The 24,310-nt window shown below is 68.8% G+C and carries 17 protein-coding genes; 3 read left to right on the plus strand and 14 right to left on the minus strand.

Translation table 11 applies throughout. The features are described 5' to 3' along the window. Positions 1–23 precede the first annotated feature (23 nt). From AB0L00_RS33515 to AB0L00_RS33540, 6 genes are all read right to left on the minus strand, one after another. Complete coding sequence (locus AB0L00_RS33515) at positions 24–800, minus strand: SDR family oxidoreductase (protein WP_364441170.1); 777 nt, start codon at positions 798–800, stop codon at positions 24–26. Next, complete coding sequence (locus tag AB0L00_RS33520) at positions 797–1,843, minus strand: alcohol dehydrogenase catalytic domain-containing protein (protein ID WP_345360778.1); 1,047 nt, start codon at positions 1,841–1,843, stop codon at positions 797–799. Before AB0L00_RS33520 ends, AB0L00_RS33515 begins: the two co-directional genes overlap by 4 nt. A 154-nt stretch (positions 1,844–1,997) precedes the next feature. Then, a complete protein-coding gene (locus tag AB0L00_RS33525; protein ID WP_364441171.1) occupies positions 1,998–3,929 on the minus strand; it encodes a hypothetical protein in 1,932 nt (643 codons plus the stop codon). Between the two features lie 110 nt (positions 3,930–4,039). Next, positions 4,040–4,996 (minus strand): carbohydrate ABC transporter permease, encoded by a 957-nt coding sequence (locus AB0L00_RS33530; RefSeq protein WP_364441173.1) that lies wholly within the window; start codon positions 4,994–4,996, stop codon positions 4,040–4,042. Continuing rightward, positions 4,986–5,882 (minus strand): sugar ABC transporter permease, encoded by an 897-nt coding sequence (locus AB0L00_RS33535; RefSeq protein ID WP_364441174.1) that lies wholly within the window; start codon positions 5,880–5,882, stop codon positions 4,986–4,988. The genes AB0L00_RS33530 and AB0L00_RS33535 overlap by 11 nt, the downstream gene beginning before the upstream one ends. Continuing rightward, the gene (locus AB0L00_RS33540) at positions 5,879–7,057 is read right to left on the minus strand and encodes an extracellular solute-binding protein (RefSeq protein WP_364441175.1); all 1,179 of its coding nucleotides are present in this window, start codon (positions 7,055–7,057) and stop codon (positions 5,879–5,881) included. The genes AB0L00_RS33535 and AB0L00_RS33540 overlap by 4 nt, the downstream gene beginning before the upstream one ends. A 582-nt stretch (positions 7,058–7,639) precedes the next feature. Between AB0L00_RS33540 and AB0L00_RS33545 the strand changes: the two genes are divergently transcribed. After that, the gene (locus tag AB0L00_RS33545) at positions 7,640–8,422 is read left to right on the plus strand and encodes a FadR/GntR family transcriptional regulator (RefSeq protein ID WP_364441176.1); all 783 of its coding nucleotides are present in this window, start codon (positions 7,640–7,642) and stop codon (positions 8,420–8,422) included. A gap of 40 nt (positions 8,423–8,462) precedes the next feature. Here the strand turns inward: AB0L00_RS33545 and AB0L00_RS33550 are convergent, their stop codons facing one another. From AB0L00_RS33550 to AB0L00_RS33585, 8 genes are all read right to left on the minus strand, one after another. Then, a complete protein-coding gene (locus AB0L00_RS33550; protein WP_364441178.1) occupies positions 8,463–9,923 on the minus strand; it encodes an arabinofuranosidase catalytic domain-containing protein in 1,461 nt (486 codons plus the stop codon). A 92-nt stretch (positions 9,924–10,015) separates the two neighbouring features. Continuing rightward, on the minus strand, positions 10,016–11,491 hold the full coding sequence (locus tag AB0L00_RS33555) for an endo-1,4-beta-xylanase (protein ID WP_364441179.1): 1,476 nt from the start codon (positions 11,489–11,491) through the stop codon (positions 10,016–10,018). Between the two features lie 46 nt (positions 11,492–11,537). Then, positions 11,538–12,809 carry a PHB depolymerase family esterase gene (locus AB0L00_RS33560; protein ID WP_364441180.1) on the minus strand — a complete coding sequence of 424 codons (1,272 nt, stop codon included), beginning with the start codon at positions 12,807–12,809 and terminating at the stop codon, positions 11,538–11,540. A gap of 176 nt (positions 12,810–12,985) precedes the next feature. After that, the gene (locus tag AB0L00_RS33565) at positions 12,986–14,503 is read right to left on the minus strand and encodes an arabinofuranosidase catalytic domain-containing protein (protein ID WP_364441181.1); all 1,518 of its coding nucleotides are present in this window, start codon (positions 14,501–14,503) and stop codon (positions 12,986–12,988) included. A 98-nt stretch (positions 14,504–14,601) separates the two neighbouring features. After that, on the minus strand, positions 14,602–16,578 hold the full coding sequence (locus AB0L00_RS33570; RefSeq protein ID WP_364441183.1) for an alpha-L-fucosidase: 1,977 nt from the start codon (positions 16,576–16,578) through the stop codon (positions 14,602–14,604). 122 nt (positions 16,579–16,700) lie between these two features. Next, positions 16,701–18,113 (minus strand): endo-1,4-beta-xylanase, encoded by a 1,413-nt coding sequence (locus AB0L00_RS33575; RefSeq protein ID WP_364441184.1) that lies wholly within the window; start codon positions 18,111–18,113, stop codon positions 16,701–16,703. Positions 18,114–18,563: 450 nt separating this feature from the next. Further along, complete coding sequence (locus AB0L00_RS33580) at positions 18,564–20,093, minus strand: arabinofuranosidase catalytic domain-containing protein (RefSeq protein ID WP_364441186.1); 1,530 nt, start codon at positions 20,091–20,093, stop codon at positions 18,564–18,566. A gap of 139 nt (positions 20,094–20,232) precedes the next feature. Next, entirely contained in the window at positions 20,233–20,364 is a 132-nt protein-coding gene (locus AB0L00_RS33585; RefSeq protein WP_364441187.1) for a hypothetical protein, read from the minus strand. A 218-nt stretch (positions 20,365–20,582) separates the two neighbouring features. Here AB0L00_RS33585 and AB0L00_RS33590 point away from each other — a divergent pair, with 218 nt between their 5' ends. Both AB0L00_RS33590 and AB0L00_RS33595 read left to right on the plus strand, forming a co-directional pair. Continuing rightward, the gene (locus AB0L00_RS33590) at positions 20,583–21,599 is read left to right on the plus strand and encodes a LacI family DNA-binding transcriptional regulator (RefSeq protein WP_364441188.1); all 1,017 of its coding nucleotides are present in this window, start codon (positions 20,583–20,585) and stop codon (positions 21,597–21,599) included. Between the two features lie 277 nt (positions 21,600–21,876). Next, positions 21,877–24,273 carry an RICIN domain-containing protein gene (locus AB0L00_RS33595; protein WP_364441189.1) on the plus strand — a complete coding sequence of 799 codons (2,397 nt, stop codon included), beginning with the start codon at positions 21,877–21,879 and terminating at the stop codon, positions 24,271–24,273. Positions 24,274–24,310: the final 37 nt, after the last annotated feature.

Raw genomic sequence — 24,310 nt, forward strand, 5'->3', positions numbered from 1 at the left:
AGGGGTGTACGGCGTCGGCCCGCTCACCGGCCCAGCCAGCCGCCGTCGACCGGGATCAGCGCGCCGTGCACATAGTCGGAGGCGGCCGAGGCGAGGAACACGGCGACGCCGCCGAAGTCCTCGGGCCGTCCCCAGCGCCCGGCCGGAATCCGGTCGAGGATCGCCGCGTGGCGGGCCGGGTCCTCCCGCAGCGCGCGAGTGTTGTCGGTCTCGACATAGCCGGGCACGATCGCGTTGACGTTCACTCCGCGCCCGGCCCACTCGTTCGCGAGCGCACGGGTCAGGCCCGCGATCCCCGACTTCGCGGCAGCGTATCCGGGTACGGAGATCCCTCCTTGGAAGCTGAGCAGCGACGCGGTGAACACGATCTTGCCCTGTCCGCGTTCCAGCATCCGGCGGCCGACCTCGCGGGTGAGCGTGAACTGGCTGCTGAGGTCCACGGCGATGACGTGATCCCAGTCGGCGTCGGAGTGCCGCGCGGCGGGAGCGCGGACGATCGTGCCCGCGTTGTTGACCAGGACATCCACCGGGCGGTCGAGTTCCGCGAGCCGGGCGGCCAGGTCGGCGACGGCCGTACGGTCGGCGAAGTCGGCGCTCAGCGCCAGGCACCCGCGGCCGAGCGCGGTGACCCGGGCCGCCACGTCGCTTCCGGAGCGCTCCAGGTGCGCGCTGACCGCGACGATGTCGGCCCCGGCGGCGGCCAGCGCCTCGGCGATGGCGAGGCCGATCCCCCGGCGCGCGCCGGTGACCACCGCGAGTTTCCCGCTCAGGTCGAAGGCCTGCGGGCCGGGTCGGGTCATCGGGCGTCCGCCTTGCCGTTCGCCCTGCAGTCGACCAGGACCTTCATGACGCCCGCTCCCGATTCGAGCGCCGCGAAGGCCTGTGCGGCACGGTCGAGGGGTTCGATCCGCGAGATCAGCGTCCGGGCGGGGATCTCGCCCTCCGCGATGAGGCCCACGGCCGTCTCGAAGTCGGCCCGGTCGTACAGGCGGGCGCCCAGCAGGGTCAGCTCGCGCCAGAAGAAGCGGTGCAGGCTGATCTCGCGCGCGACGGGGTGAATGGCGACCTGGACCATCCGGCCGCGGGTGGCCAGTGAGTCGACGGCGGTTGCGACGGCGGCCGCCGCACCGGAGACCTCGAACGCCACCGCGGCGCCCGCCCCGCCGGTCCACCGTTCGACGATCTCGGTGAGGCCCGCTCCGCTCGGGTCGGCGACGGTCAGCCCCAGCCCTTCGGCCACGGAGCGGCGGTACGGGTCGGGTTCCACCAGCAACACGTCGGCACCGGACCGGCGGGCGACGATCGCGATGAGCAGCCCGATCGGACCGCCGCCGACCACGATCGTCTTCTCCCCCGGCCGCAACTCCGCGCGCCGTACGTCGTGCACGGCCACGGCGGTGGGTTCGACGAGAGCGGCCTGGTCCAGGGCCAGGTCCTGAGGGAGCCGGACCAGTGCGGCCGCGGGGACCGTCCAACTGTTCTGCATGGATCCGGCCGCGTCGATTCCGAGGAAGACCAGACGGTGACAGATGTGCGCGTGGCCCGCCCGGCACGCCGGGCAGGTCCGGCAGGGAACCAGCGGCATGACGGTGACGTGGTCGCCCGGCCGCCAGTCGCGGAGACCGGAGCCGACCTGTGCGATCCGGCCGGACATCTCGTGGCCGATGACACACGGCGGGTCCACCCTGCCGTCCATGTCACCGTGGAAGATATGCAGGTCCGTACCGCAGATTCCGGTGTAGGCGACGTCGACACGGACGTGCCCCGGCGGCGGTGGCGTGAGTCCGGCGGTCTCGATCGCCAGCCGCCGTGCCCCGGCGTAGGCGACGCGTCGAGCGTTCATGCGGGTTCCCCTTCGCGGGGCGAGGCCGCGTGCGGGCAGTTCTCGTCCTCGGGGCGGGCGGGCCGCGTCGGGACGAACAGGGCTGAGCGCGTCACTACGGGTCCTTTCGTGTTCCTTGTGAAGGGAGGAGGCGGTACGGCGGGCGGTCGTCTCGTCATGACGGCTCCCCGGACGACTGCGCGTCGAACGGCGTCCGATAGGACGGCGGGCGCGTGCGCAGGTCGAGTCCCAGCGTCAGTCGGATCCGGGTCGACGGGGGCAGCACCACGAGCAGCCAGGGACCGTCGACGCGTGTCTCTGCCGACGTCACCGCCGGCCGGCCGTGCCCGTAGTCGTACATGTCACCGATCCAGGACGGGTCGTCGCAGACCGTGTGGCGCACCGTGCCGATGGTGTGCTCCGCGAACGCCCCGGCCTGCACGATGACGCGGCGCGCCGACCGCGGGTCGAGGTTCACCAGGTCGACGACGGTCGCCTCCGGGTCGATGCGGGACACGAGCGCAGCCACCGAGATGGGCAGGCCCGGGCGCCGCGCGTCGGCGTCGTAGTAGCGCACCCGCGCCTGCTGCAGGCCGCCGTTGTAGACGACCTGCGGGCCGCCCCAGGTCAGCTGGACCAGGGCCTCGGTGACCACCGGGTTCGACTGCTGCCACACGTGAATGTCGGCTTCGGGCACGTCCATGCCGCGGTAGCGCTCCATGCGTGCCAGCCGATGCCGCACCTGGGCCTGTGCGGCCGCGAGGATCCGCTCCGGGTATCCGGGGTCGTCGCCGGCGAGGAAGGCGAACCACGGTTCCTCGTGCCCGGCCTCCTCCTTGCTGCGGAAGGCGCGTACCGTGCACCAGTCGTAACCGGCGGCCGCGCGCAGGCGCTCGATGCGGTCCCGGTCGGCGCGAGAGGCGGAATGGTGCCAAAGCGCGGTGGGCACCGCCATCAGCATGGGGTTGTAGTCGAACCAGCCGCGGTCGCCGTACCGGAACGGCACGTGCAGGGTCGGCGTGTGGACGTCGTCTTCGAGCTGGACGGTCCACTTGGACCCCAGGCTGGAGTCGGCCTCGGTGAAGGCCATCACCTTGCCGTGGGCGATGATCTCGTCCAGCGCCGGACGTACGAGGTCGAGATGGGAATCGTCGCCGGTGGCGGCGGCCGCGGCGAGGGCGCCGACGATCGCGGCGTGCCCGACGCTGTACCAGCCGTGCGGCCAGGACCAGCCGTAGTGGCCGCCGTACCAGCGGCCTTCCAGCAGGCCGCCGACCGTGCCGTCCGGGGCGACGTTGTCGGGCAGGACGCCGTCGTTGGCGGCGGCCCGCTCGCGCCACGCGCCGACGTACTCGGCGATCCAGTCGCGGTAGCGCGGCTCGCCGGAGAGGATCAGGGCGTTGAGGACGAGGCCCGAGGCGGCCAGGTTGACCGCGGTGTCTCCGGTGCCCATCCTGCGGCGCATCTCCTCGCCGAGCCGCGGGTCGCGGTCCGATTGCTCCGGCTCCGCATCGGCCGGCAGCACCCATTCCAGCGGGAAGCCATACATCCGCGCCTCTTCGGACAGCCAGGGATAGGCGTCACCGTCGAAGAGCCCTTCCCGCCGTGGGTCGGCGCCGTTGTGCGGTCGGCGGATGACGCGGTGCTCGGGGTCGTAGTTGCCGTGCGCGGGATCGACGTACAGGTCCGCGAACCGCAGCGCCCGCTCGGTCCAGCGCTCGGGGGCGGCCATGCACAGGAAGTAGAACAGCAGGAGGCTCTCGCCTTGATGGAACCAGTCGTAACCGCGCTCGTACTCGTCCCGCAGCATGCCCAGTTCGGTCAGCTGCCGGGTGACTCCCTCCCAGTGCCGTTCGGACGCGGCGAGCAGGTCGTCGGCCCCGCCGAGGAGGTAGAGCTGGGGCCAGTTGAAGAAGGCCTCGTAGAAGTCGTCCACGCCGTCGCGTGAGGTGAGCCGGCCGTGGTAGAGCAGGCGTCCGTCCGGGCCGGTGAAGTCGCGTTCGAACCGGCGCCAGGCATAGTCGAGCAACTCGAACAGCCGGCGTTGCGCTATCGCCCAGCCCGGTGGTTCGAGCAGCGGCACCGAGGCCGTGATGACGGGGTGCATCCGGGAGTTCTCCATTTCAGGGCGCGGTCGCGCCCGCGGTCAGCGGGGCACCTGGGTGTGTGCCGCCGTACGGCGGAAGACACGGGTCTTGCCCGCGGCGCGATCTGAGATCAGCCCCTGGTCGCGCCGGCGAGCATTCCGGAGACCAGGAAGCGCTGGGAGAAGAGGAAGACGACGAGTACGGGAGTGATCGCCAGCAGCGTGGCCAGCGCCAGTTCGGGGCGCTGAACCTCGAGCGAGCCGACGGTCGGATTGAACTGGGGAACGTTGTTCAGCAACGTGCCCAGGCCCACCTGGACCGGGAACTGGTCGCTCTCGGGCAGCAGAACGTACGGAAGGAAGTAGTTCGTCCAGTTGGTCACGAAGCTGAAGAACCCGACCAGCGCGACGACCGGCGCGGCGAGGGGCAGGGCGATACGGCGGAAGGCTCCGAACTCCGAGCAGCCGTCGAGTTTCGCGGCGGCCAGCAGTTCCCTGGGCATCGCGGTGCTGAAGTAGATGTAGGTGAGGTATACGCCGAACGGATAGAACGAGTACGGCAGGATGATCGACCACATCGAGCCGACCAGATGGACGGCGTTGACCTCCAGGAACAACGGCACCACGAGCGTCGCGTTCGGCATGAGCATGACGACGAGGGTCGCCACCAGGAGCGTGCGGCGGCCGTGGAACTCGGTCATCGCGAGCGCGTATCCGGCGGGGATCGTCACGCCCAGTGTGATCGCGAGTGCGAGGAACGAGTAGAGCGCGGAGTTGCGCAGCCACAGAAGGATCGCGTCGCCCTGGTACGACGTCAGCGCGTCCCAGTTGTGCCGCAGCGCGGACCAGGACCCGAACGAGAGCGGGTCGCCGTGGACGAGCTGTTCGTCGGTCTTGGTGGCCGCCAGCAGGAGCCACAGGACCGGGACCACGAAGAACAGCAGGAACGCCGCGAGCACCATGGCGCGAAGAGGGTTCGGCGGCCTGCGGCGTGGGGCGCGGTTCGGCCGCCCGGCCCTGCGGGCAGTCGATCCCACGGCCGTGCCGGCATGGGCGGCCCCGGCGGGCCGCCGGGTGTCAGTCGGCATCGAAGAACCCCGATCTGGCGACGAACAGGCCGGCGACGACGAGCCCGACGAGCAGTAGCTCGACCGAGATGGCCGCTGCGGAGCCGACGTTGTCGTTCTGGAAGGCGAAGTCGTACGAGAGCTGGTTGAGCGAATAGTCCCGGCCGGCCACGCCATTGCTCGCCTGCGACAGCAACTGCGGCTCGACGAACAGCTGGGTGCCCGCGGCGAACGACAGGATGACCATGTAGACGATCCATTTGCGCAGGAGCGGAAGCTGGATGTGCCGCGCGATCCGCCAGGGCCCGGCCCCGTCGATCCGGGCCGCCTCCAGCAGGTCCGGGGAGATGTTGTTCAGCGCGCCGTACATCACCACGATCCAGCCGCCCGCGCCCGTCCAGAACGCGATGACGGCCAGCAGCATCGGCAGGTGCCCGGGGGCGATGACCTGGCCGAAGGTGTCGAAGCCCAGGGCGCGCAGCAGGAACCCCACCGGGCTCACCGTCGGGTCGAGCATGAACAGCCAGACCATCGCGCTCGCCGCTCCGGCCAGCGCTCCGGGGATGTAGTAGAGGAAGCGCAGGGTCCTGTCGGCCGCGCGGGCGGTCACGCCGTGCAGCAGGAGCGCGAGCCCGACGACCAGGACCACCAGCGAGACCAGCCAGACGAGCAGGTAGAGCGCCACGTGGCCGATGGCCGGCAGGAAGCGGAAGTCGGCCGCCGCGGTGGTGAAGTTCGACAGCCCGGCGAAGCGCTCGCTCGCGTCGGTGAAGGCGAAGTAGATGGCGTAGACCGTGGGCACGAGTCCGAACGCGATCAGCAGCACGACGTACGGGGCGACGAAACCGTGACCGGCCCGGCCGGGCCACGACACCCGTCGTGCCCGGCCGTCGCTCCGCCCGCTCACCGGCCGACCTTGTATCCGTCGGACCGCGCGTAGTTCGCGATCGCGGTCTGCCATGCGGGGAGCAGCGAGACGATCGACCTGCCCCTGGTCACGCCCGTTGTGACGGTGGCCGCCCAGATCGCCTCCTGGCTGAACTGGCCGTACCCCCAGCCGGACCACACCTGCCCGGCCGCCGCCTGGAGCGGCCCGGCGATGTCGCCCACGTAGTAGTGGGAGGAGGCCTGGTTCGCCAGCCAGGCCTGGGCCGCGGCGGTGTACGCCGGGTAGCCGGGTGCGACCTTGCCCTGGTAGTCGTTCGAGGTGGTCGCCCAGGTGAGGAAGTCCGTGCCGGCCTTCAGATGGGCGCTGTGCGCCGACAGCAGCCAGGTGCCGCCGCCGACGTTGCCGACGGAGGGGGCCGGGTCGCCGGACCACTGGGGCATCGGAGCGACCCCGATCTGGCCGGCGGGGGTCTTGAAGGTGCCTTGGAAGAGCGAACCGCCGAACCAGGACGGGCCGGGCAGCATGAGGATCTTGCCGGCCTGGTTCTTGTCGAAGTCGGAGCTGAAGACGCTGCTCGTCGACATCGTGCGGTTCTTGATCAGGGTGTCCAGCAGCGAGGCCATCCGCGTGCAGTTGGGACTCGTCGTGTTGACCGTCACCGCTTTGGGACCGGTGATCTGGTTGGCGCCGCACTTGCCGGCCCACATGTAGATCTCCGGGGTGAAGTTGTCGCCGGCGGAACCGACCAGGTACCCGGGGTGCTCGGCGGCGACCTTCTCGCCCAGTGCCCGGTAGTCCTCCCAGGTCGCCGGGACCTTGTAGCCCCATTTCCTCATGAGGCCGGCGTTGTACCAGAGCACGGTCTGGGACAGGTCGTTGCGCAGGCAGTAGAGCGTGCCGTTCACCGTGCACGGGTCGTTGGCGCCGTGGGCCCAACCGGCCAGAGTGGACTGCGGGAGCAGACCCTTGTTCAGCGGGGCGGTGAAGCCCGCCCGCACCGCCCAGGAGACCTCGTTGTTCTGCGAGCTGAAGACGACGTCCGGCCATCCCTTGCGGGTCCGGTTGAACAGGCTCACCTTGGTCTGGAGGTAGTTCGAACCGTTGGCGTCCCCGTCATAGGTGACGATGTTCATCTTCACCGCGGGATGGTGCTTCTGGTACAGCTGGGCGGCCGCCAGCCGAGTCGAGTCCACCCACACCGTCAGTGGCCCGCCGGTCTGTGGCGCCTGTCTGAAACCTTCCTGCGCTCCGGCGGTCCCCCCTCCGCCGCCGCAGGCGGTGACGGCCGCCAGCACCATAGTGCCGCCGAGGGCCGGCAGCACTGCGCGGCGGCGGCTTCTGCCTGGTCTCCTCGCGCCGTCGGCGCGAACCTTGATCGTCATCGGCTGCTCCACTGACGTCGTGGGCCCGCCGGCTTGGATGGGGCGGGCAGAGGAGGAATGTGTCTGACTCATCGTGCGAGGTTCGGATGGTCGAGGCGGTCCCCGACGATGCGGAGACCACCCCTGCGACCAACTGAGATCGGATGGCCGCCGTGGCCCTCATCAGAGCGCTGGAGCGCTGTCGCGTCAAGAGGATGAGCGGGCTTATTTTTACGGCTGCGTTACCGGCGAGAGACATATTTAAGACTGATCGCCCGGTTTACCTGGTGTGTCCATATCCGACTGGGCGAATGAGTCATACTTATCTTTCGTCGCCTCGGTTGAGAGGTATGCTTTCCCACAGCCGAGGGTCAGTCGCACTCTCGGGTGGACCGCCACGAAGGAGGCCCGCCGGTGGACGGCACGCCCAAGCCGGCTGCGACCGAGGCGCCGACCCCGGAGCAGGACGGCGACACGCAGCGGACCGGCGCGTACCGGCCACGCTACGAACTGGTGGCCGAGCAGGTCCTCCAGCTCATCGCCGACCTGCGCCTGCAGCCCGGCGACCGGATGCCCACCGAGAACGAGCTCGCCGCGCGCCTGGGCACCAGCCGGACCGTCGTACGGGAGGCCGTCAAGATCCTCTCCGCGATCGGCCGGGTTCGCGCCCAGAAGGGCCGCGGACTCTACGTCGCCGACGACGAGGGGATGCTGGGCTCATCGCGTTGGGGGGGTTTCTTTCTCCCGACCGACCTCGATCACGTCTACATGCTCTTCGAGTTCCGCCGGGTCCAGGAGACCACGGCGAGTCGGCTCGCCGCGACCCGGGCCACTCCCGCCGAGCTGCGCGCCATCGAGGCCGCCGCGGAGACGTGCCGGGAGGGGCATGTGACCGGGCGGGCCGCGCTGTTCGACCAGGGTGACGACGCCTTCCACCTGGGCATCGCCGCCGCCTCGCACAACCCGTTCCTCGTCGCGGCGGTCCGCGAGGCCCGCCGCCTGCAGCACCAGTCCAGCACGATCGGCCTGCACGGTACGGTCGGCGGCCACGCGGAGGAGGCGATCGAGGAGCACACCGCGATCTACCAGGCCATCCGCGACGGCGACCCGGAGGCCGCGGCCCAGGCCGCCGCCGTCCACCTCGACAAGACCCTCGAGGACTACCGGCGCGAGATCCAGCGCCGCGTCTTCGGCTGATGCAGCCGAAGACGCGGCCGGCCGAACCCGGATCGAGGCGTCAGCCGAAGCCGAAGTCCTGGTTGGTGCCAGGGGCGTTCTTGCAGGGCCACTGGTCGAGCTGCTGGCCGAGGGTGCCGCCGGCCCCGTAGACGTCCAGGCACAGACCGCTGTTCTGGTTCTTGAACTCATACGAGCCGTCGGACTGCTGGATCGGCTGCCACATCGTGTTCGCCGCCCCGTTCCGGGCCTGCTGCACGATGTCCGGGATCCCCTGCGCCGTCGAGCCGCCGGCCACCGCCACGACCTGACCGGAGTTCTGCGCCTGCAGCTCCCCATAGCCGTTCGAGCCCGGCAGGAACTGGAACTGCTGGTTGGACTGGCCGTTGCAGGTCCACTGATCGATCGCCGCGCCCGCGGCGCCGCTGTTGCCGTACACGTCCAGGCACAGACCATCGCTGCCGACGACGAGCCGGTGATAGCCGCTCGGAACACCACCCCCTCCGCCGCCGGACCCGTAACCGGCGGCCACGAGGTCGGCCTGCACGGCGTTGTCGGTGGCATCCGACGGATAGCCGGAGACGATGGCGCCTTCGTAGAAGGTCCCCACGCTCAAGTTGGTGTTGCCGTTGCAGCAGTCACCGCCGCTTCCCAAGATGATGGCGCCCTGCTTCTTCATCGGGTTGTATCCGCTGGGAAGCGCCCCGTCCCACAAGGTGGTCAGGCTGCCGGATTGGGCGTTGGCGCCTTTGATCGCGAATCGCGATGTGCCGTTGTTCTTCAGCATCGCCGTGACGTACCTGCTGGTGAAGGCCCGCTGGTTCGGGTTCCAGGAGGTGCTCCCGCCGGGAAACAGACCCCATTCGAGATCCGCCTGGACCCAGGGCCCGGACCCGGAGCACCCGCCGAACCAGCACGAGGTGCTGAAGTTGATCGCGTCCATGGCGCCGGGACCGTCGGCCTTCCGGTCCGTCTCGCTGTTGCCGTAGTCGAAGCAGCAGCCGCCGTTGACGTGGGTACCGCTGGTCACCATGTACATGCCTTCGGGCGCGCTACCCGTCGGGACTCCCGACGACGAGCCGTTCCGCCAATAGCTGTTGCCGGCGTTGATGTAGAGCGAGTAGGCCTTGTTACCGCCGACGGTCAGCGACTCGCTCGTCGCGTTCGCGGGAGTGTCGGAGCCGCCGACTCCTCCAGGGCCCTGGTACCAGAGGTCGTTGCCGTGCCCCGACTGGTCGTAGACGAGGGTGACGACACAGGAGGTGCCGGTGCAGAACGAGTCCTGGGCCGCGGCGTTGGCGAAACCGCCCGTGGCCAGCACGCCGATGTCCCTGGTCTTGTTGTCCGAGGACCGCCTGACCTGGTACAGGTTGCCGCTGTACGAGCCGTAGAGCGCGCGCACGGTGCTGTGCGCGGCGACGCACGGCGTACCACCCGACGCGTAGATGTCGCAGGGACCGGTACCGGCCGCCGGCGCCGGCACCGACCAGGTCACCACGGCCGCCAGCACCGTGACCAGCATCGCCAGGACGTGAGCGGCGACGGCCGTCGGCGTGCGCCGCCCACGAGGCGTAGATGTCCTGCTCCTTGGCAGCCGACGTGGTGCGGAGCGGTTCATCCGAGGGTCCATTGCTGGTTCGACCGGCCGCTGCAGGTCCACAGTTGGACCAGGGCGCCGTTGGCCGTCGACGCTCCGCTCACGTCCAGGCACAGGCCGGACTGCACGCCGGTGACGGTGCCGTTGGAGTTGACCTGCCACTGCTGGTTGGCCTGGCCGTTGCAGGGCCAGATCTCGACCTTGGTGCCCGGGGACGTCTGGTTGCCGTAGGCGTCGAGACACATGGTCGAGCCGCCGCCGTAGACGGTCAGCTGCCCGCCGGAGGTTCGCGTCCAAAGCTGATTGGACCCGCCCCAGCAGTCGTAGATCTGCAGTTGGGTGCCCTGAGCGGTGGCGGCGTTCGGCACGTCGAGGCACTTGCCCGCGCCGACCGCGTGCAGTTCGCCCGTGGAACCGCCGCCGGATGAGGAGCCGCCCAGCGCGGTGACGACGGCGTTGTAGGCGGGCTTGGGCTGGTAGTTGGAGTCGTACATTGTGGCCGCGCCGTAGCCGGGAAAGGTGCCGGGAATCCAGGAGTGCCCGTCGTCCACGCCCCACTGCGAGACGCCCACACAGCGGGAGACCTGCAGGCAGTCGTTCGTCACGGCGCCGTAGTCGGTGGCCTGCTGCTGCAGGGTGCTGCTGCCGGCCGGCAGCTGGATGCGATCGTCGAGCTCGGTGACCGCCACGTCCAGCCCCAGGGCGGCGAACCGCTGCATGTTGGACAGCATGGACGAGGGCACCTGGCCGACGATGAAGTGGCTTTCGAACCCGATGCCGTTCAGCGGCACGCCCTGGGACAGCAGCGACTGCGCCAGCGAGTACATCGCGTTGCTCTTGGCGTTCTGTCCCTCGATGTTGTAGTCGTTCAGGTACAGCGCGGCGTTGGGATCCGCGGCATGCGCGGTGCGCAGCGCGTCGGCGATGTAGTTGCTGCCCATGGCGTTGTAGAAGACGTCCGTGCGCAGGCTGCCGTCCTCGTTGAACGGCTCGTTGACGACGTCCCAGGCGTACACCTTGCCCTTGTAGTGCGTGGCCTCGGTGGTGATGTGAGCTTCCATCGCCCCCTGGACCTGGTTCAATGGCAGGCCGCTGACCCAGGACGGCAGCTGGGAGTGCCAGACCAGGTTGTGGCCCCGTACCCGCATGGTGTGGGACTGGGCGAAGGACACGATCCGGTCGCCGGGGCCGAAGTTGTAGGACCCGTTCGACGGCTCGGTGGTGTCCCATTTCATCTCATTGCCCGGGGTCACCATGTCGAATTGGGCCCCCGCGATGCCGGTCTCGCCGCTGACGCCGAGGTCGGCCGCGGTCAGTGCGGTACCGAAGTAACGGCCTTTCGCCTCGGCCAGGCCGCGCAGGGACGTCGCCGCCCGCGCCGGCAGCGCCGTGCCGGTCACCGCGGCCAACATCATCACGGCGGCCACGGCGAGGGCGGCGATACCGCCGAGCCGGGCCCTACATGGGTCGATCAAGGTTCTTCTGACGGTCACGTTCGGCCTCCATCGCCGATCCCGAGGTCCATTGCGTCGGTGTCGTTCAGCCCGAGGTGCTCACGTCGCAGGCGGTGCCATTGAGGGTGAATCCGGTCGGCGCCGCCGCGTTGCCGGTCTGGTTCGCCTGGAACCCGATGCCGGTCGAGGCGCCCGGCGCCAGGACCGCGTTGTAGCTCAGGTTCTTGGCCGTGACCTGGCCGCTGCTGCCGCTGTAGGTGGCGTTCCACCCGGAAGTGATGGTCTGCCCGGACGGCAGCGTGAACGCCAGAGACCAGCCGTTGATCGCCGAGCTGCCCGTATTGGCGATCGTGATGTTCTCGGTCATGCCACCGGACCATGAGCCGACCGTCGCGGTCACGCGGCAGGCGGACGACCCGCCCCCGGTACCTCCGCCACCGCCGTCACCGCCGTCCAGGCCGAAGAAGTGAATCGCGTAGGCGGCCATCCCCGGATGCGGCAGGTCATGGCCCGCGCCCGCGATGGTGTAGGCCTCGACGTCCACGGTGCCGGAGGAGTCGGCGAACCGCCGCCGGGTCCACCCGGACTGCGGGGTGTCGGTGGACGTGGGCGTCTGGCTCACCCCGAAGACGTTCGTCCACTCGTCCACCTCCTCCTGCAGCATCGAGTACGGCAGCACGGAGTCGGACGTGCCGTGCCACGCCTGCACCCGCGGCCGGGGACCGGTGTAGCCCGGGTAGGCGTTACGGACCATGTCGCCCCACTGCTGCGGCGTCTTGTCGCCGCACATGCCGCCGCCCGCCATGCATCCGTACGGGATGCCGGAGAACGGCGCGCCGGCCTTGAAGACGTCCGGATAGGTCGCGAGCAGGTTGTTGGTCTCCATGGCCCCCGAGGAGAAGCCGGTGGCGAACACGCGCTGCGGGTCGCCGCCGTAGTGCTGCTCCGCGTAGGTCACCATGTCGACGATCGAAACCGGATCACTGCCGGCGCCGTGGTGCAGGGCCGCGTCCGACCACACGTCGAAGCAGTTCGACATGCCGTTGATGCTGTGCGACGCCTGCGGATAGATGACGATGAAGCCGTACCTGTCGGCCAGCGAGGCGAACTCGGAGCCCTGATAGAAGCCGGGCGCCCAGCCGTTACAGCCGTGCATCGCCACCAGGATGGCCGGGTGGGCGGGCACGCTGCCGGGGACGTAGACGTACATCTGCATGTTGCCGGGGTTGGCGCCGAAGTTCGACACCTGCGTCAGGGACGCCGCCGACGCTCGCGGCACGAGAGCCGTGACCGTGCACAGCGCCACGGCCAGTGCCGCGACGACGAAGCCGGCGAGCGTCTTGGTGAGCCGTCTCATCGCTCCTCTCTTTCTTCACGGGCCCGTGGGTGCCCGCGATCGTGTGGAGATTCGTGGGGCAGGGAGTGGATCGTTCGGCGACGGCCGTCCGGACCGCCGCCTGGTCCGGCGGGCGGACGCGACATGGCGTCGGAGCGCCCGCCCGCCGGCGAACAGAGGCGGGTCAGACGGAGTGGTCAGCGGGGGGTGAAGTCCTGGTTGGTGCCGGCCGCGTTCTTGCACGGCCACTGGTCCAACTGCTGACCCAGGTTGCTCCCGGCGCCATAGACGTCCAGGCACAACCCACTGTTCTGGTTCTGGAAGGACCAGGAACCATCGGACTGCTGAACCGGCTTCCACATCGTGCCCGCCGCACCACTGCGCGCCTGCTGCACGATGTCCGGACTCCCCTGCCCCGTCGAGCCGTTCACCACCCCGACCACCTGACCAGAGCTCTGCGCCTGCAACTCCCCAAAACCGTTCGACCCCGGCAGGAACTGAAACTGCTGATTCGACTGCCCGTTACACGTCCACTGATCGATCGCCGCACCCGCAGCCGAACTATTGCCGTACACATCCAGGCACAGCCCGTCATTACCGACCACCAACTGGTGATAACCACCCGGGAAACCACCACCATTGCCGCCACCCGACCCATAACCAGCGGCCGTGATACTCCCCTGCACCGCGTTCTCCGTCGCATCAGACGGATAACCCGACGTCATCGCGCCCTCGTAGAAGGTCCCGGCGGAGCCCTTGCTGTTGTCGCCGCCGATCCCGAGGATGATGGCGCCTTCCTTGTGCATCGGGTTGTAGCCGGCGACGTTGGGGCGGGCGCCGTTGTAGAAGGTGGACAGGGCGCCGGACTGGGCGTTGCCGCCGCGGATCGCCCAGTGGTTCGGCTCCCCCTTGACGATCGCGGTGGTATACCGGTAGTTGATCGTCGGATCGTTGGCGTTGTAGCCGGCGTTCACGCCGGAGAACAGGCCGTTCTCCAGGTCGGCCATGATCCAGGGGCCGTTGCCGGTGCCGTAGCCCCAGACCCTGATGTTGCCGAAGTAGATGGCCTCCATGTGGCCGTTGCCGGTGTCGTTGTTGCTGGTCTCGGCGTTGCCGTAGTCGAAGCAGCAGCCCCCGTTGTAGTGCGTCCCGTCGAAGATCGCGTACTCCCCCTCTGCCGCGTCTCCGGTCGCGATGCCGTTCGTATGGTCGTTGCGATAGCCGGTGCCCGGAGCCACGTACACGCCGTAGGCCTCGTGGCCGTCCACCGTGGTGGGCGCGGCGGTCGCCACCGCGAGATTGTCGGGGCCGCCCGCCGCGCCGCCGCCGGGCGCCTGGGTCAGGTTGTTCCCTCGGCCCGACTGGTCGTAGATGACGGTGATGACGCAGCTCGTGCCGGCGCAGAAGGAGTCCTGCGCCGCCGCGTCGGCGACCCCGCCGGCGCTCAGCAGGCCGATGTCGCGGGTGGTGTTGTCCGAGGAACGCCGTACCTGGTACAGCGGGCCGTTGTAGGAGGCGTACAGGGCGCGGGTCGTGCTGTGCGCCGCCACGCAGGGCGTGCCGCCGGCCGCGTAGATGTCACAGGGCAGCGACGCCGCGGACGCGGGGCTGGTCACCGCCGGCGTGCCGAGGGCGAGCACGGCTGCCGCCACGGCCATCAGGGATGCGGCGACCGGCCGCACCGACCGCAGGCGGCGGACGGGAAGTGGGGACATCGAAAGACCTCCGTCATCGCGGATGAGGGGTGCGCGGGCAGGAGTCGGGGGTACGCGGCCCGTGACCCGTGTCAGGGCGGGCCGTGCGGCCGGGGCGCTCAGACCCCGGTGATCGTCCACTCGTTGTTGGTACTGGAGTTCGGCGTCCACAGCACGGTGGTGGCGCCGATGGTGGTGCTGCCCGCGCCGTCCAGGGCCGTTCCGGTGCCGCGGTTGATGATCTGGTAGCGGCCGTTGCCGGCGTCGCTCAGCCGCCACTGCTGGTTGTTACCGCCGTTCCAGGCCGCCTGCAGGCAGCTCGCGCCGTTGGCGGTGTTGCCCCAGCTGTCGGCCACCATGCCGTTGGTACGGTTGACGATGCGGTAGTAGCCGTTGCCCAGGTCCACCAGCTGCCACTGAAGGTTGGTGGAGCCGTCGTAGCTCCACTGCTTGAGCACCGATCCGGACGAGACGTTGCCGCCGCTGTCGAGGACCAGGCCGCTGGTCACATTGGCGATCTTCACCCATCCCGTGGTGGTGCCACCGCCCAGGGCGGGGATCTGGCCGGAGAAGGTGAGCTTCACGACGTACGCCAGGGCGCTGAAGGGGGCGCTGGACGAGGGCAGCGAGATATGCAGCCCGGCGCCGTCCTGGCTGCGGTTCGGCAGGTTGACGTACGAGCCGGCGGTCTGGTCGAGGAGCTGGACCGAGGTGAGGCTGCTCAGGTTGATCTGACCGGAGTTCAGGGTCGTGATGGTGAGGGTGCTGCCCGGCCAGCCCAGCACGGTCGCGTACAGCACCGTGTTGTCCTTGCTGCGGGTGAACCGGACGTCCTGCGCGGTTCCCTCCCGCGGCGTGGTGAACGAGCCGCCGCCCATCTGCGTCGGCCCCTCGCCGAAGGACGCCCAGGCGCGGGTGGCGTAGACGGACTCGCCGAACCGCTTGAGGTAGTCCCCCATTCCCTGCAGGATCGCCTGCTGCCCCGCCGGGATGGTGCCGTCGGCCATCGGGGCGATGTTGAGCACCATGGTGCCGTTCTTGCTGACCCGGTCGATCAGCGCGTGCATCATGGCCTTGGTCGAGTAGTAGCCGATGCCGACCGTGTAGCACCAGCTCGAACTGGAGACGCTGTCGTCGGTCTGCCAGTAGGGCGTCTGAATGCCGCCCGGGCCACCGCGTTCGAAGTCGTAGACCTCGCCCTTGTTGTCGAAGCCGTCCTTGTAGGTGGCCACGACATCCTTGTTCCAGGCGACCGCCTGGTTGTAGTAGTACGCGAGGAACTGCAGCCGCAGCGACTCCTGGACCAGGTTCAGGTCGAAGTCCTGGTAGATGATGTCGGGCTGGTAGCCGTCGATGACCTCCTTGAGCTTGTCGTACCACAGCTGGTTCTCCGCGGCCGACCCGAGCTGGCCGTACAGCTTCTTGAGGGTGGTCGTCGTCTGCGCCGGGACGTGGTCGTAATAGCCGTTGAAGTGGTACGCGTGGTGCAGGGACACGTACAGCTTCAGGCCCTTGGACCGGATCGCGTCGGCGTGCTGCCGCAGCAGGTCGAGCCGGGGCCCGGTGGCGACGGAGTTCCACTCGTTGGCGGTGCTGTTCCACATCGAGTAGCCGTCGTGGTGCTCGGCGACCGGCCCGGCGAACTTCGCGCCCGCGTCGGCGAACAGCTGCGCCCACGCGTTCGGGTCCCAGTTGCCGCCCGCTGATTTCAGCTTCGGGGCGAACTGCACCCAGTTGCCGGCCTTGTCGCGGGCGCCGTTGATGAAGTTGTGGTAGGGCCATACCGACGGATCGCCGTACACGCTCTTGTGGTGGTTGTTCTCGGCGGATCCGCTGATGTACATGTTCCGCGGATACCACTCGTTACCGAACGCGGGAACGCTGAACACGCCCCAGTGGTAGTAGATGCCGAACTTGGCGTCCTGGTACCACTCGGGAGCCGGCGGGTGCTGATCGACCGACGACCAGCTCGCCGTGTAACTACTCGGGCCGGTGGTGGCTCCGGCGGTACGGAATCCCAGCAGGCCGGCGGCGACGGTGGCGCCGGCCGTGGTGAGAAGGCGCCGGCGGCTCAGTTGGAACTGGTACGGAGGCATGACGGGGACCTTTCGGCGGGGGGCGCACCTCGAGATGATGCGCGGCCGGCGGAGCGAGGGACCGGGCCGGACGCATCGCGCACACGTCCGGCCCGGCATGGGCGGCGCCTGCGGCCGGGTGATCAGCCGGTGGTGCAGGCGGTGCCGCCCAGCGCGAAGTTCGAGGGCACCGGGTTGCTGCCGTTCCAGGACCCGTTGAACCCGAAGCTCGTGCTGCCGTTGGTGGGGATCGAGCCGTTGTAGCCGACGTTGCGGGCGGTCACGTTCGCCCCGCTCTGGGTCACGGCGGCGTTCCACGCCTGGGTGATCTGCTGTCCCGCCCCGAACGACCAGGTCAGTGTCCAGCTCGAGACGGGATCGCCCAGGTTGGTGACGGTGACGTTCGCGCTGAACCCGCCGGTCCACTGGGAGGCGATCGTGTACTTGACCGAGCACGCGCCGTTCCCCGGCGGTGTGGGGGTCGGCGTGGGAGTTGGCGTGGGCGTGGGTGAACCTCCGCCGCCGTACGGGACGCCGGTGCCGAGCGCGGACAGGACCGCGTCGTAGGCGGCCTTCTTGTTGCCGTTCGCGTCGAACAGCAGCGGGTTCTCACCGCTGCGCCAGGAGTCGCTGTCGCGGATCCCCCACACGGTGATGCCCGCGCAGCGGGAGACGTTCACGCACGCCTTGACCGTGTTGCCGTACGCGGTCGACGGCGCCTGGGCGATGTCGAGCTCGGTGAGCTGGACGTCGACGCCGAGGGCGGCGAAGTTGGACAGCGTGGTCTGGAAGCTCGCCGGAGGTCCGCCGGAACCGAAGTGGCTCTGGAAGCCGACGCAGTCGATCGGAACGCCGCGGGACCTGAAGTCCTTGACCATGGCGTAGACGCCCTGGGTCTTGGCGTCGCTCCAGTTCTCGATGTTGTAGTCGTTGTAACAGAGCTTGGCGCTCGGGTCGGCGGCCCGCGCGGTACGGAACGCCTCTTCGATGAAGCCGTTGCCCAAGACGTTCTGGAACACCGAGCCGCGGTGCTGGGTGCTGCCGTCGGCGAACGCCTCGTTCACCACGTCCCACGCGTAGATCTTGCCCTTGAAGTGGGTCATCTCGGTCGTGATGTGGTTGTCCATCACGCTGCGCAGCGTGTTGGCGTCGGAGATGCCGCTCACCCAGCCGGGGAGCTGGTTGTGCCAGACCAGAGTGTGGCCGCGCATGCGCTGCCCGTGCGCCAGGGCGTGGTTGACGATCTGGTCGGCCGGGCCGAAGTTGAACGAGCCGCGGGACGGTTCGGTGGTGTCCCACTTCATCTCGTTCTCCGGGGTGATCATGTTGAATTCCCGGTCGAGAATCGTCGAGTACGTCGAGTTCCCGAGCTTGCCGGCGGCCACGGCGGTACCGAAGTAACGCCCGGACTGGGCCGCCTGCGCTCCGAGGGTGCTCGCGGCCTGCGCGGAACCGGGCACCAGCGTCGCGGCCCCGGCGGCCACGGCGACCACGGCGGCGGCCGACAGCGCCGAGACCAGCCCCCGCACCCGGCGAGGCCGGATCGAAGATTTCATGATTCTCCCTGCCACATCAGGTGGCCGCGCCGTTCTGTCGCCACGGCGGGTCGAGGTTCTCGCATCGGCTGCTTCTCACCTCTCCGGGGTTCGGTATCTCGAACAAGGTGCGAGATATTGGACTGAAGATTCAGCCGGGAGTATCCGGGCTGCAGCCGCGAAGTCAAGGCGTCTGACGTTCGCGCGTGCCGGCGAATCGTTGCGGCGCTGGCAGCGGCGGTTCCAGCCCGGGGGACGCATGAAAACAACTGAAAGTAACGCGGCAATGCAGTGCCGCGCATTTCACCGATACGGGTAGGTCGGCACCGGCGGACGATGTCCTTTGCCATCGCCGGATGGCAGCGTCGAAGAGCCCTCGACGTTGGTGAACCTCGAGGGCTCTCCTCTTGGTCAGCCGCGCGTCCTCCAGATTCGGCTGGCTGCCTTTATCGACGTACCCGAATGATCCCGCTAGCGGGGGGTGAAGTCCTGGTTGGTGCCGGCCGCGTTCTTGCACGGCCACTGGTCCAACTGCTGACCCAGGTTGCTCCCGGCGCCATAGACGTCCAGGCACAACCCACTGTTCTGGTTCTGGAAGGACCAGGAACCATCGGACTGCTGAACCGGCTTCCACATCGTGCCCGCCGCACCACTGCGCGCCTGCTGCACGATGTCCGGACTCCCCTGCCCCGTCGAGCCGTTCACCACCCCGACCACCTGACCAGAGCTCTGCGCCTGCAACTCCCCAAAACCGTTCGACCCCGGCAGGAACTGAAACTGCTGATTCGACTGCCCGTTACACGTCCACTGATCGATCGCCGCACCCGCAGCCGAACTATTGCCGTACACATCCAGGCACAGCCCGTCATTACCGACCACCAACTGGTGATAACCACCCGGGAAACCACCACCATTGCCGCCACCCGACCCGTAACCAGCGGCCGTGATACTCCCCTGCACCGCGTTCTCCGTCGCATCAGACGGATAACCCGACGTCATCGCACCCTCGAAGAACTCGCCCTGGCCGCTGACGCTGTTGTCACCGCCGGTGCCCAGCAGGATCGAACTGTCCGTGCGCATCGGCGAGTAGCCGTTGGGCAGCGGACCCGAGTACGGGGTCGTCAGACCGCCGCTGGTGGCGTTGCCGTATTTCAGGGTGAAGTTACTGGTGCCGTTGTTCTTCTCCCACGCGCTGACGAACGGGAAGTGCACCCCGCTGTTGTTCGGGTCGTGGTTGGAGCCGGTACCGGTGTGGTACATGCCGTTCTCCAGGTCGGCCTCCACCCACGGGCCGCTACCGGTGCACCCGCCGAACCAGCACGCGGTGCCCCAGTAGATCGCGTTCATGGTGGCGTTTCCGGTGTCGGTGTGGGAGTTCTCGCCGCTGCCGTAGTCGAAGCAGCACCACTGGTTCACGTAGTTCGACGAGGTCACCATGTAGATGCCCGCCGGCTGCGAACCGGTGGGCACCCCCTTGGCGTGGTCGATGCGGTAGCCGGTGCCGGGCGTGGACTTGATCCCGTACGCCGGGTGGCCGGCCACGGTGATCGGGAGCGCCATGGCGTCCGCGCCGATGTCCGCGCCGTTGGGGCCGGGGCCCTTCCAGTAGCCGCCCCAGGAGATCGGCAGGTCGTTGTGGTTCGCCGTCTGGTCATAGATCTTCGTGATCGTGCAGGACGTGCCCGCGCAGAACGACGCTTGTGGGGCCGCGTCCGCGTACCCGCCCGCGGCCAGCAGGCCGATGTCGAGGTACTTCTGGTCGGACTTGCGCTGTATCTGGTATAGCGGCCCGTTGTAGGAGGAGAACAGCGCGCGGGTCGTACTGTGCGCGGCGACACACGGCGTGCCCCCGGCCGCGTAGATGTCGCACGGAAGCGACGCCGCGGAGGCCGTGTTGACGGCGGCCTGGGTACCGAGGGAGAGCACGGCCGCCGCCACGGCCAGCAGGCAGGCGGCGAGCAGCCGCCCCGCCCAAGGTAGGCCTTTGGGAACTGGGAACATGACGAACCTCCGTCGTCCTGCGACTGCGACGATCCCGGCAGCCGCCGCGACGAGGTTTCACTGTCGGATCAGGCCATCCGAACGTGAACGACGAAGTCCCGGCGGCTACTCGAACCGATTCGAACAAGCCGCCGGGATGCTATGACCGGGCTTCGGCGAGGTCAACGCCCGACCGTGGGCCGTCGACGACCGCGACCAGCAGGCCGAGTTCGCCCTGCTCCCGGAGCTCTCCCCGGCCGTCGGCGCCCGCCGGGCTTTCACCGGCTTTCATCGGCCCGGCCTTCACGCCGCGGATCGCTCCGGTGCGCGTGCGCGGCGAGGGGCCGACCGGCCGTGACGCACGGCCGACGACGTTGCCCGCCAAGAAGTGGGATGACTACACTTCATGGAAGGTAGGCGAAACGATTCGACTCGTTACCCTCATACCGTCGAATGAGCCGGTCGGCTGGACGACCTGTGCCGACCGTGTCGGTGCCGCGAAGGAGCTCGATGAACATCGGGGAGATCGCCCGCCGCTCCGGAGTGTCGCGCAGCACCGTGTCGTACGCGCTCAGCGGCAAGCGCGCCGTGTCCGAGGCGACCCGGCAACGCATCCAGGCGGTCATCGACGAGCTGGGCTATCGCCCGAACGCCGCCGCCCGGGCGCTGAAGGAGGGCCGCACCCGCACGCTCGGCCTGGTCGTCCCACCCACCCGGCGACGGTTGACGTTCATGCAACTGGAGTTCGTCGCCAGCGTCATGGAGGCCGCCGACCGCGCCGACCTCGACCTGCTGCTCTCGCCGTCCCGCGACGACCACGACCGTTCCTTCGAGCGGATCGTCGGCGGCCGCCGGGTGGACGGTCTGATCCTCATGGAGATCCGCCTGGACGACCCCCGCGTCACACGGCTGCAGGGTCTGCGGTTGCCGTTCGTGACCATCGGCCGCACCGCGCGGCCACAGGGGACGTGCTGGATCGACGTGGACTACGCGACGCTCATCGACCGATGCGTGAACCATCTGGCCGACCTCGGGCACCGCCACATCGCGCTGATCAACCGCTCGGCCGAGCTCATCGCCTCCGGCTACGGCCCCGCGCACCGGGCTCGCGAGGGATTCGCCGATGCCGTCGCCCGCTGCGGCGTCGAAGGGGTCGAGTTCTGCTGCGCCGATGATGCGACCGCGGGCGAGACGTGCGTTCAGGAGATCCTCCGCGCCCATCCCGAGATCACCGCGATCACGACGATCAACGAGGCGGCCCTGCCCGGCGTCCAGCGGGCACTCGAGGATGCGGGGCTGGACATCCCGGCCCGGTTCTCCGTCGCCGGCGTCGCCGCGCGGTACTGGGCCGAGCAGTTCCATCCTCAGCTCACCGCGGCCGACGTGCCCGCGGTGGACATGGGCGCGACCGCCGTCGACTTCCTCGTCGAACGCGTCACCGACCCGGACGCACCACCCAGGCAGCACCTGTTCGTTCCGCCGATCTCGCTGCGGAACAGCACCGGACCGGCACCCGCGCCGCGCTGAGCGAGGCATCGGTGGTGGTGGTTCGCAAGCGACGGTCCAGGTCCGCGATTCACGCGTAAGGCGAGGGGCCCGGCTGCGCATCACGCCGGTGACGCCCGCCCGGCTCGGAAACGACACGGCGGCAGCGAATCGGTTCGAAAGCCGATGAAAAGACCATTGACCCGCTTGATCACCGGTCATAACATCCGCTCGAAAATCCATCCCAGTGAATCGATTCGACAGGTCGACCATCGGCGGCCACCAGCAATGCCGTCCCTGTCCTGAGAGGCATCCCGTCATGTCTTCCTCACCCACGTTCGGCCGCCGCAGGCCGATGGCTGCGGTCAGAGCCGCCGCCGTCGGACTGGCCGCGGCATTCGCCCTCGTGTCCCCGGCGGCCCCCGCCTCGGCGGCCGTCACGATGATCTACGCCTCGCCATCGGGTAGCGGCAGTGCCTGTACCTCCGCACAGCCGTGTTCGCTGGCGGGCGCGCAGTCGGCGGTGCGGTCGATGAACGGCGGGATGTCCGGCGACATCGTGGTGCAGCTCGCCGACGGCGTCTACCGGCAGACCACGCCATTGCGGTTCACCGCGGCCGATTCCGGCACCGGCGGTCACACTGTGACCTGGCAGGCCGCTTCCGGGGCGCATCCGGTGGTCACCGGCGCCCAGGCGGTCACGGGATGGAGCCTGGCCGACGCGTCCAAGAACATCTGGAAGGCGACCGTGGGGACCGGCTTCGACACCCGGCAGCTCTACGTCGACGGCGTGCCGGCCATCAGGGCCCGCACCCAGGTGAATCGCTCCGACTTCACCGCGAACAGCAGCGGCCTGCACTTCTCCAATAACGCCCTGGGCTACCTGAACAACCTGGCGAACCAGAACCGCGTCGAGGTCGAGGCCATCGGTTCCTGGACCGACCGGTACGTGACCGTGCAGAGCATCGGCGGCAACCAGATCACGATGCAGCAGCCGGCCTGGAACAACAACACCTTCGGGTGGGACACGTTCACCAACCCGTTCCGCGCGGGCCCGCTGTACCTGGAGAACGCCTACGAGTTCCTCGACTCACCCGCCGAGTGGTATCTCAACACCGGCACCGGCACCCTCTACTACATTCCGCGGTCCGGGCAGAACATGAGCAACGTCGACGTGGAGCTGCCGCGGCTGCAGTCGCTGCTGGACGTCGGCGGTACCTACGACGCCCCCGCCCACGACATCTCCTTCTCCGGCATCACCTTCACCGGGACGAGCTGGCTGGGACCCTCCAGCAACCAGGGCTTCGCGGACCAGCAGACCGGTGGCTACCTCGCCGGGAACTGGTCATGGCCGGCGTTCGGATCGTGTAACTCGGGCTGCACCCAATTCGAGGCCGCCCGGCCGCACTGGAGCCAGATGCCGGGTGCGGTGCAGGTCTCGGCCGCCGACCACATCACCTTCAGCGGCGACCAGTTCGTCAACCTGGGCCAGATCGCGATGGGCATCGGTAACGACGCCAACGCGCACGCCAGCGGCGTCGGCCTGGGCGCCAGCTCCATCACCGTCACGAAGTCGATCTTCACCGGTGACGCGGCCGGCGCCATCCTGGCCGGCGGCGTGCAGGCCGACGCGCACCACCCCAGCGACTCGCGGATGATCAACCGAGACATCACGATCAGCTACAACACGGTGCACGACGTCGGCGTCGACTACCGCGACAGCAGCTCGTTCCTGCCGACATACGTCACCAACGCCACGATCTCCCACAACGAGGTCTACAACATGCCGTACTCCGGCATCTCGGACGGATTCGGCTGGGGTGCCAACGACGCCGGCGGCAGCAACGACTACGCGAACCGCGGCCTGTACAACTACCAGCCGCGCTACAGCACCGCCACGACGGCGTCGAACAACCAGATCACCGACAACTACGTGCACGACGTCATGCAGCAGATGAACGACGGCGGATGCATCTACGCACTGTCGGCGAACCCGAACGGGCGCATCAGCGGCAACTACTGCCTGCGGACCAACGGCTACTTCGGCCTGTACTTCGACGAGGGCTCGCGGTACTTCACCGCCACGGGCAACGTGTTCTCCTCCACCGGCAGCGTCTGGGCCACGATGAACGCCAACGCGAACAACAACACCGGCACGCTCACCGTGACCAACAACTGGTACAGCAACGGCACCACGAACATCAACAACGGTGACCGCGGCAACACGGTCTACGGCAACACCCAGGTCAGCAACAGTGCCTGGCCCTCGGGCGCCCAGTCCGTGATCTCGAACGCGGGCACCGGCTCCCAGTCCAGCGGCGGCGGAGACACCGGAGTCCTGCGCGGCGTCGGCTCCGGCCGCTGCCTGGACGTGCCGAACGCGAACCAGACCGACGGCACCTACCTGCAGATCTGGGACTGCAACGGCCAGGCGAACCAGCAGTGGACACTGACCTCGAGCGGTCAGCTGACCGTGTTCGGCGGATCCGAGTGCCTGGACGTGCCGGGCCACGCCACCACCGCGGGCACCCGGGTGGAGATCTGGTCCTGCAACGGCGGCACCAACCAGCAGTGGCGGTTGAACTCCGACGGCACCGTCGTCGGCACCGAGTCCGGGCTGTGCCTTGACGTCACCGGCAAGGGCACCGCGAACGGCACCGCCGTGGAGATCTGGACCTGCAACGGCGGCACCAACCAGCAGTGGACTCGGAGTTGATCGCCGGCGTCCCCCAACCACACCCTGAAAGGGACGA

The organism is Actinoallomurus sp. NPDC052308, assembly GCF_040679195.1.
Classification (GTDB): domain Bacteria; phylum Actinomycetota; class Actinomycetes; order Streptosporangiales; family Streptosporangiaceae; genus Actinoallomurus; species Actinoallomurus liliacearum.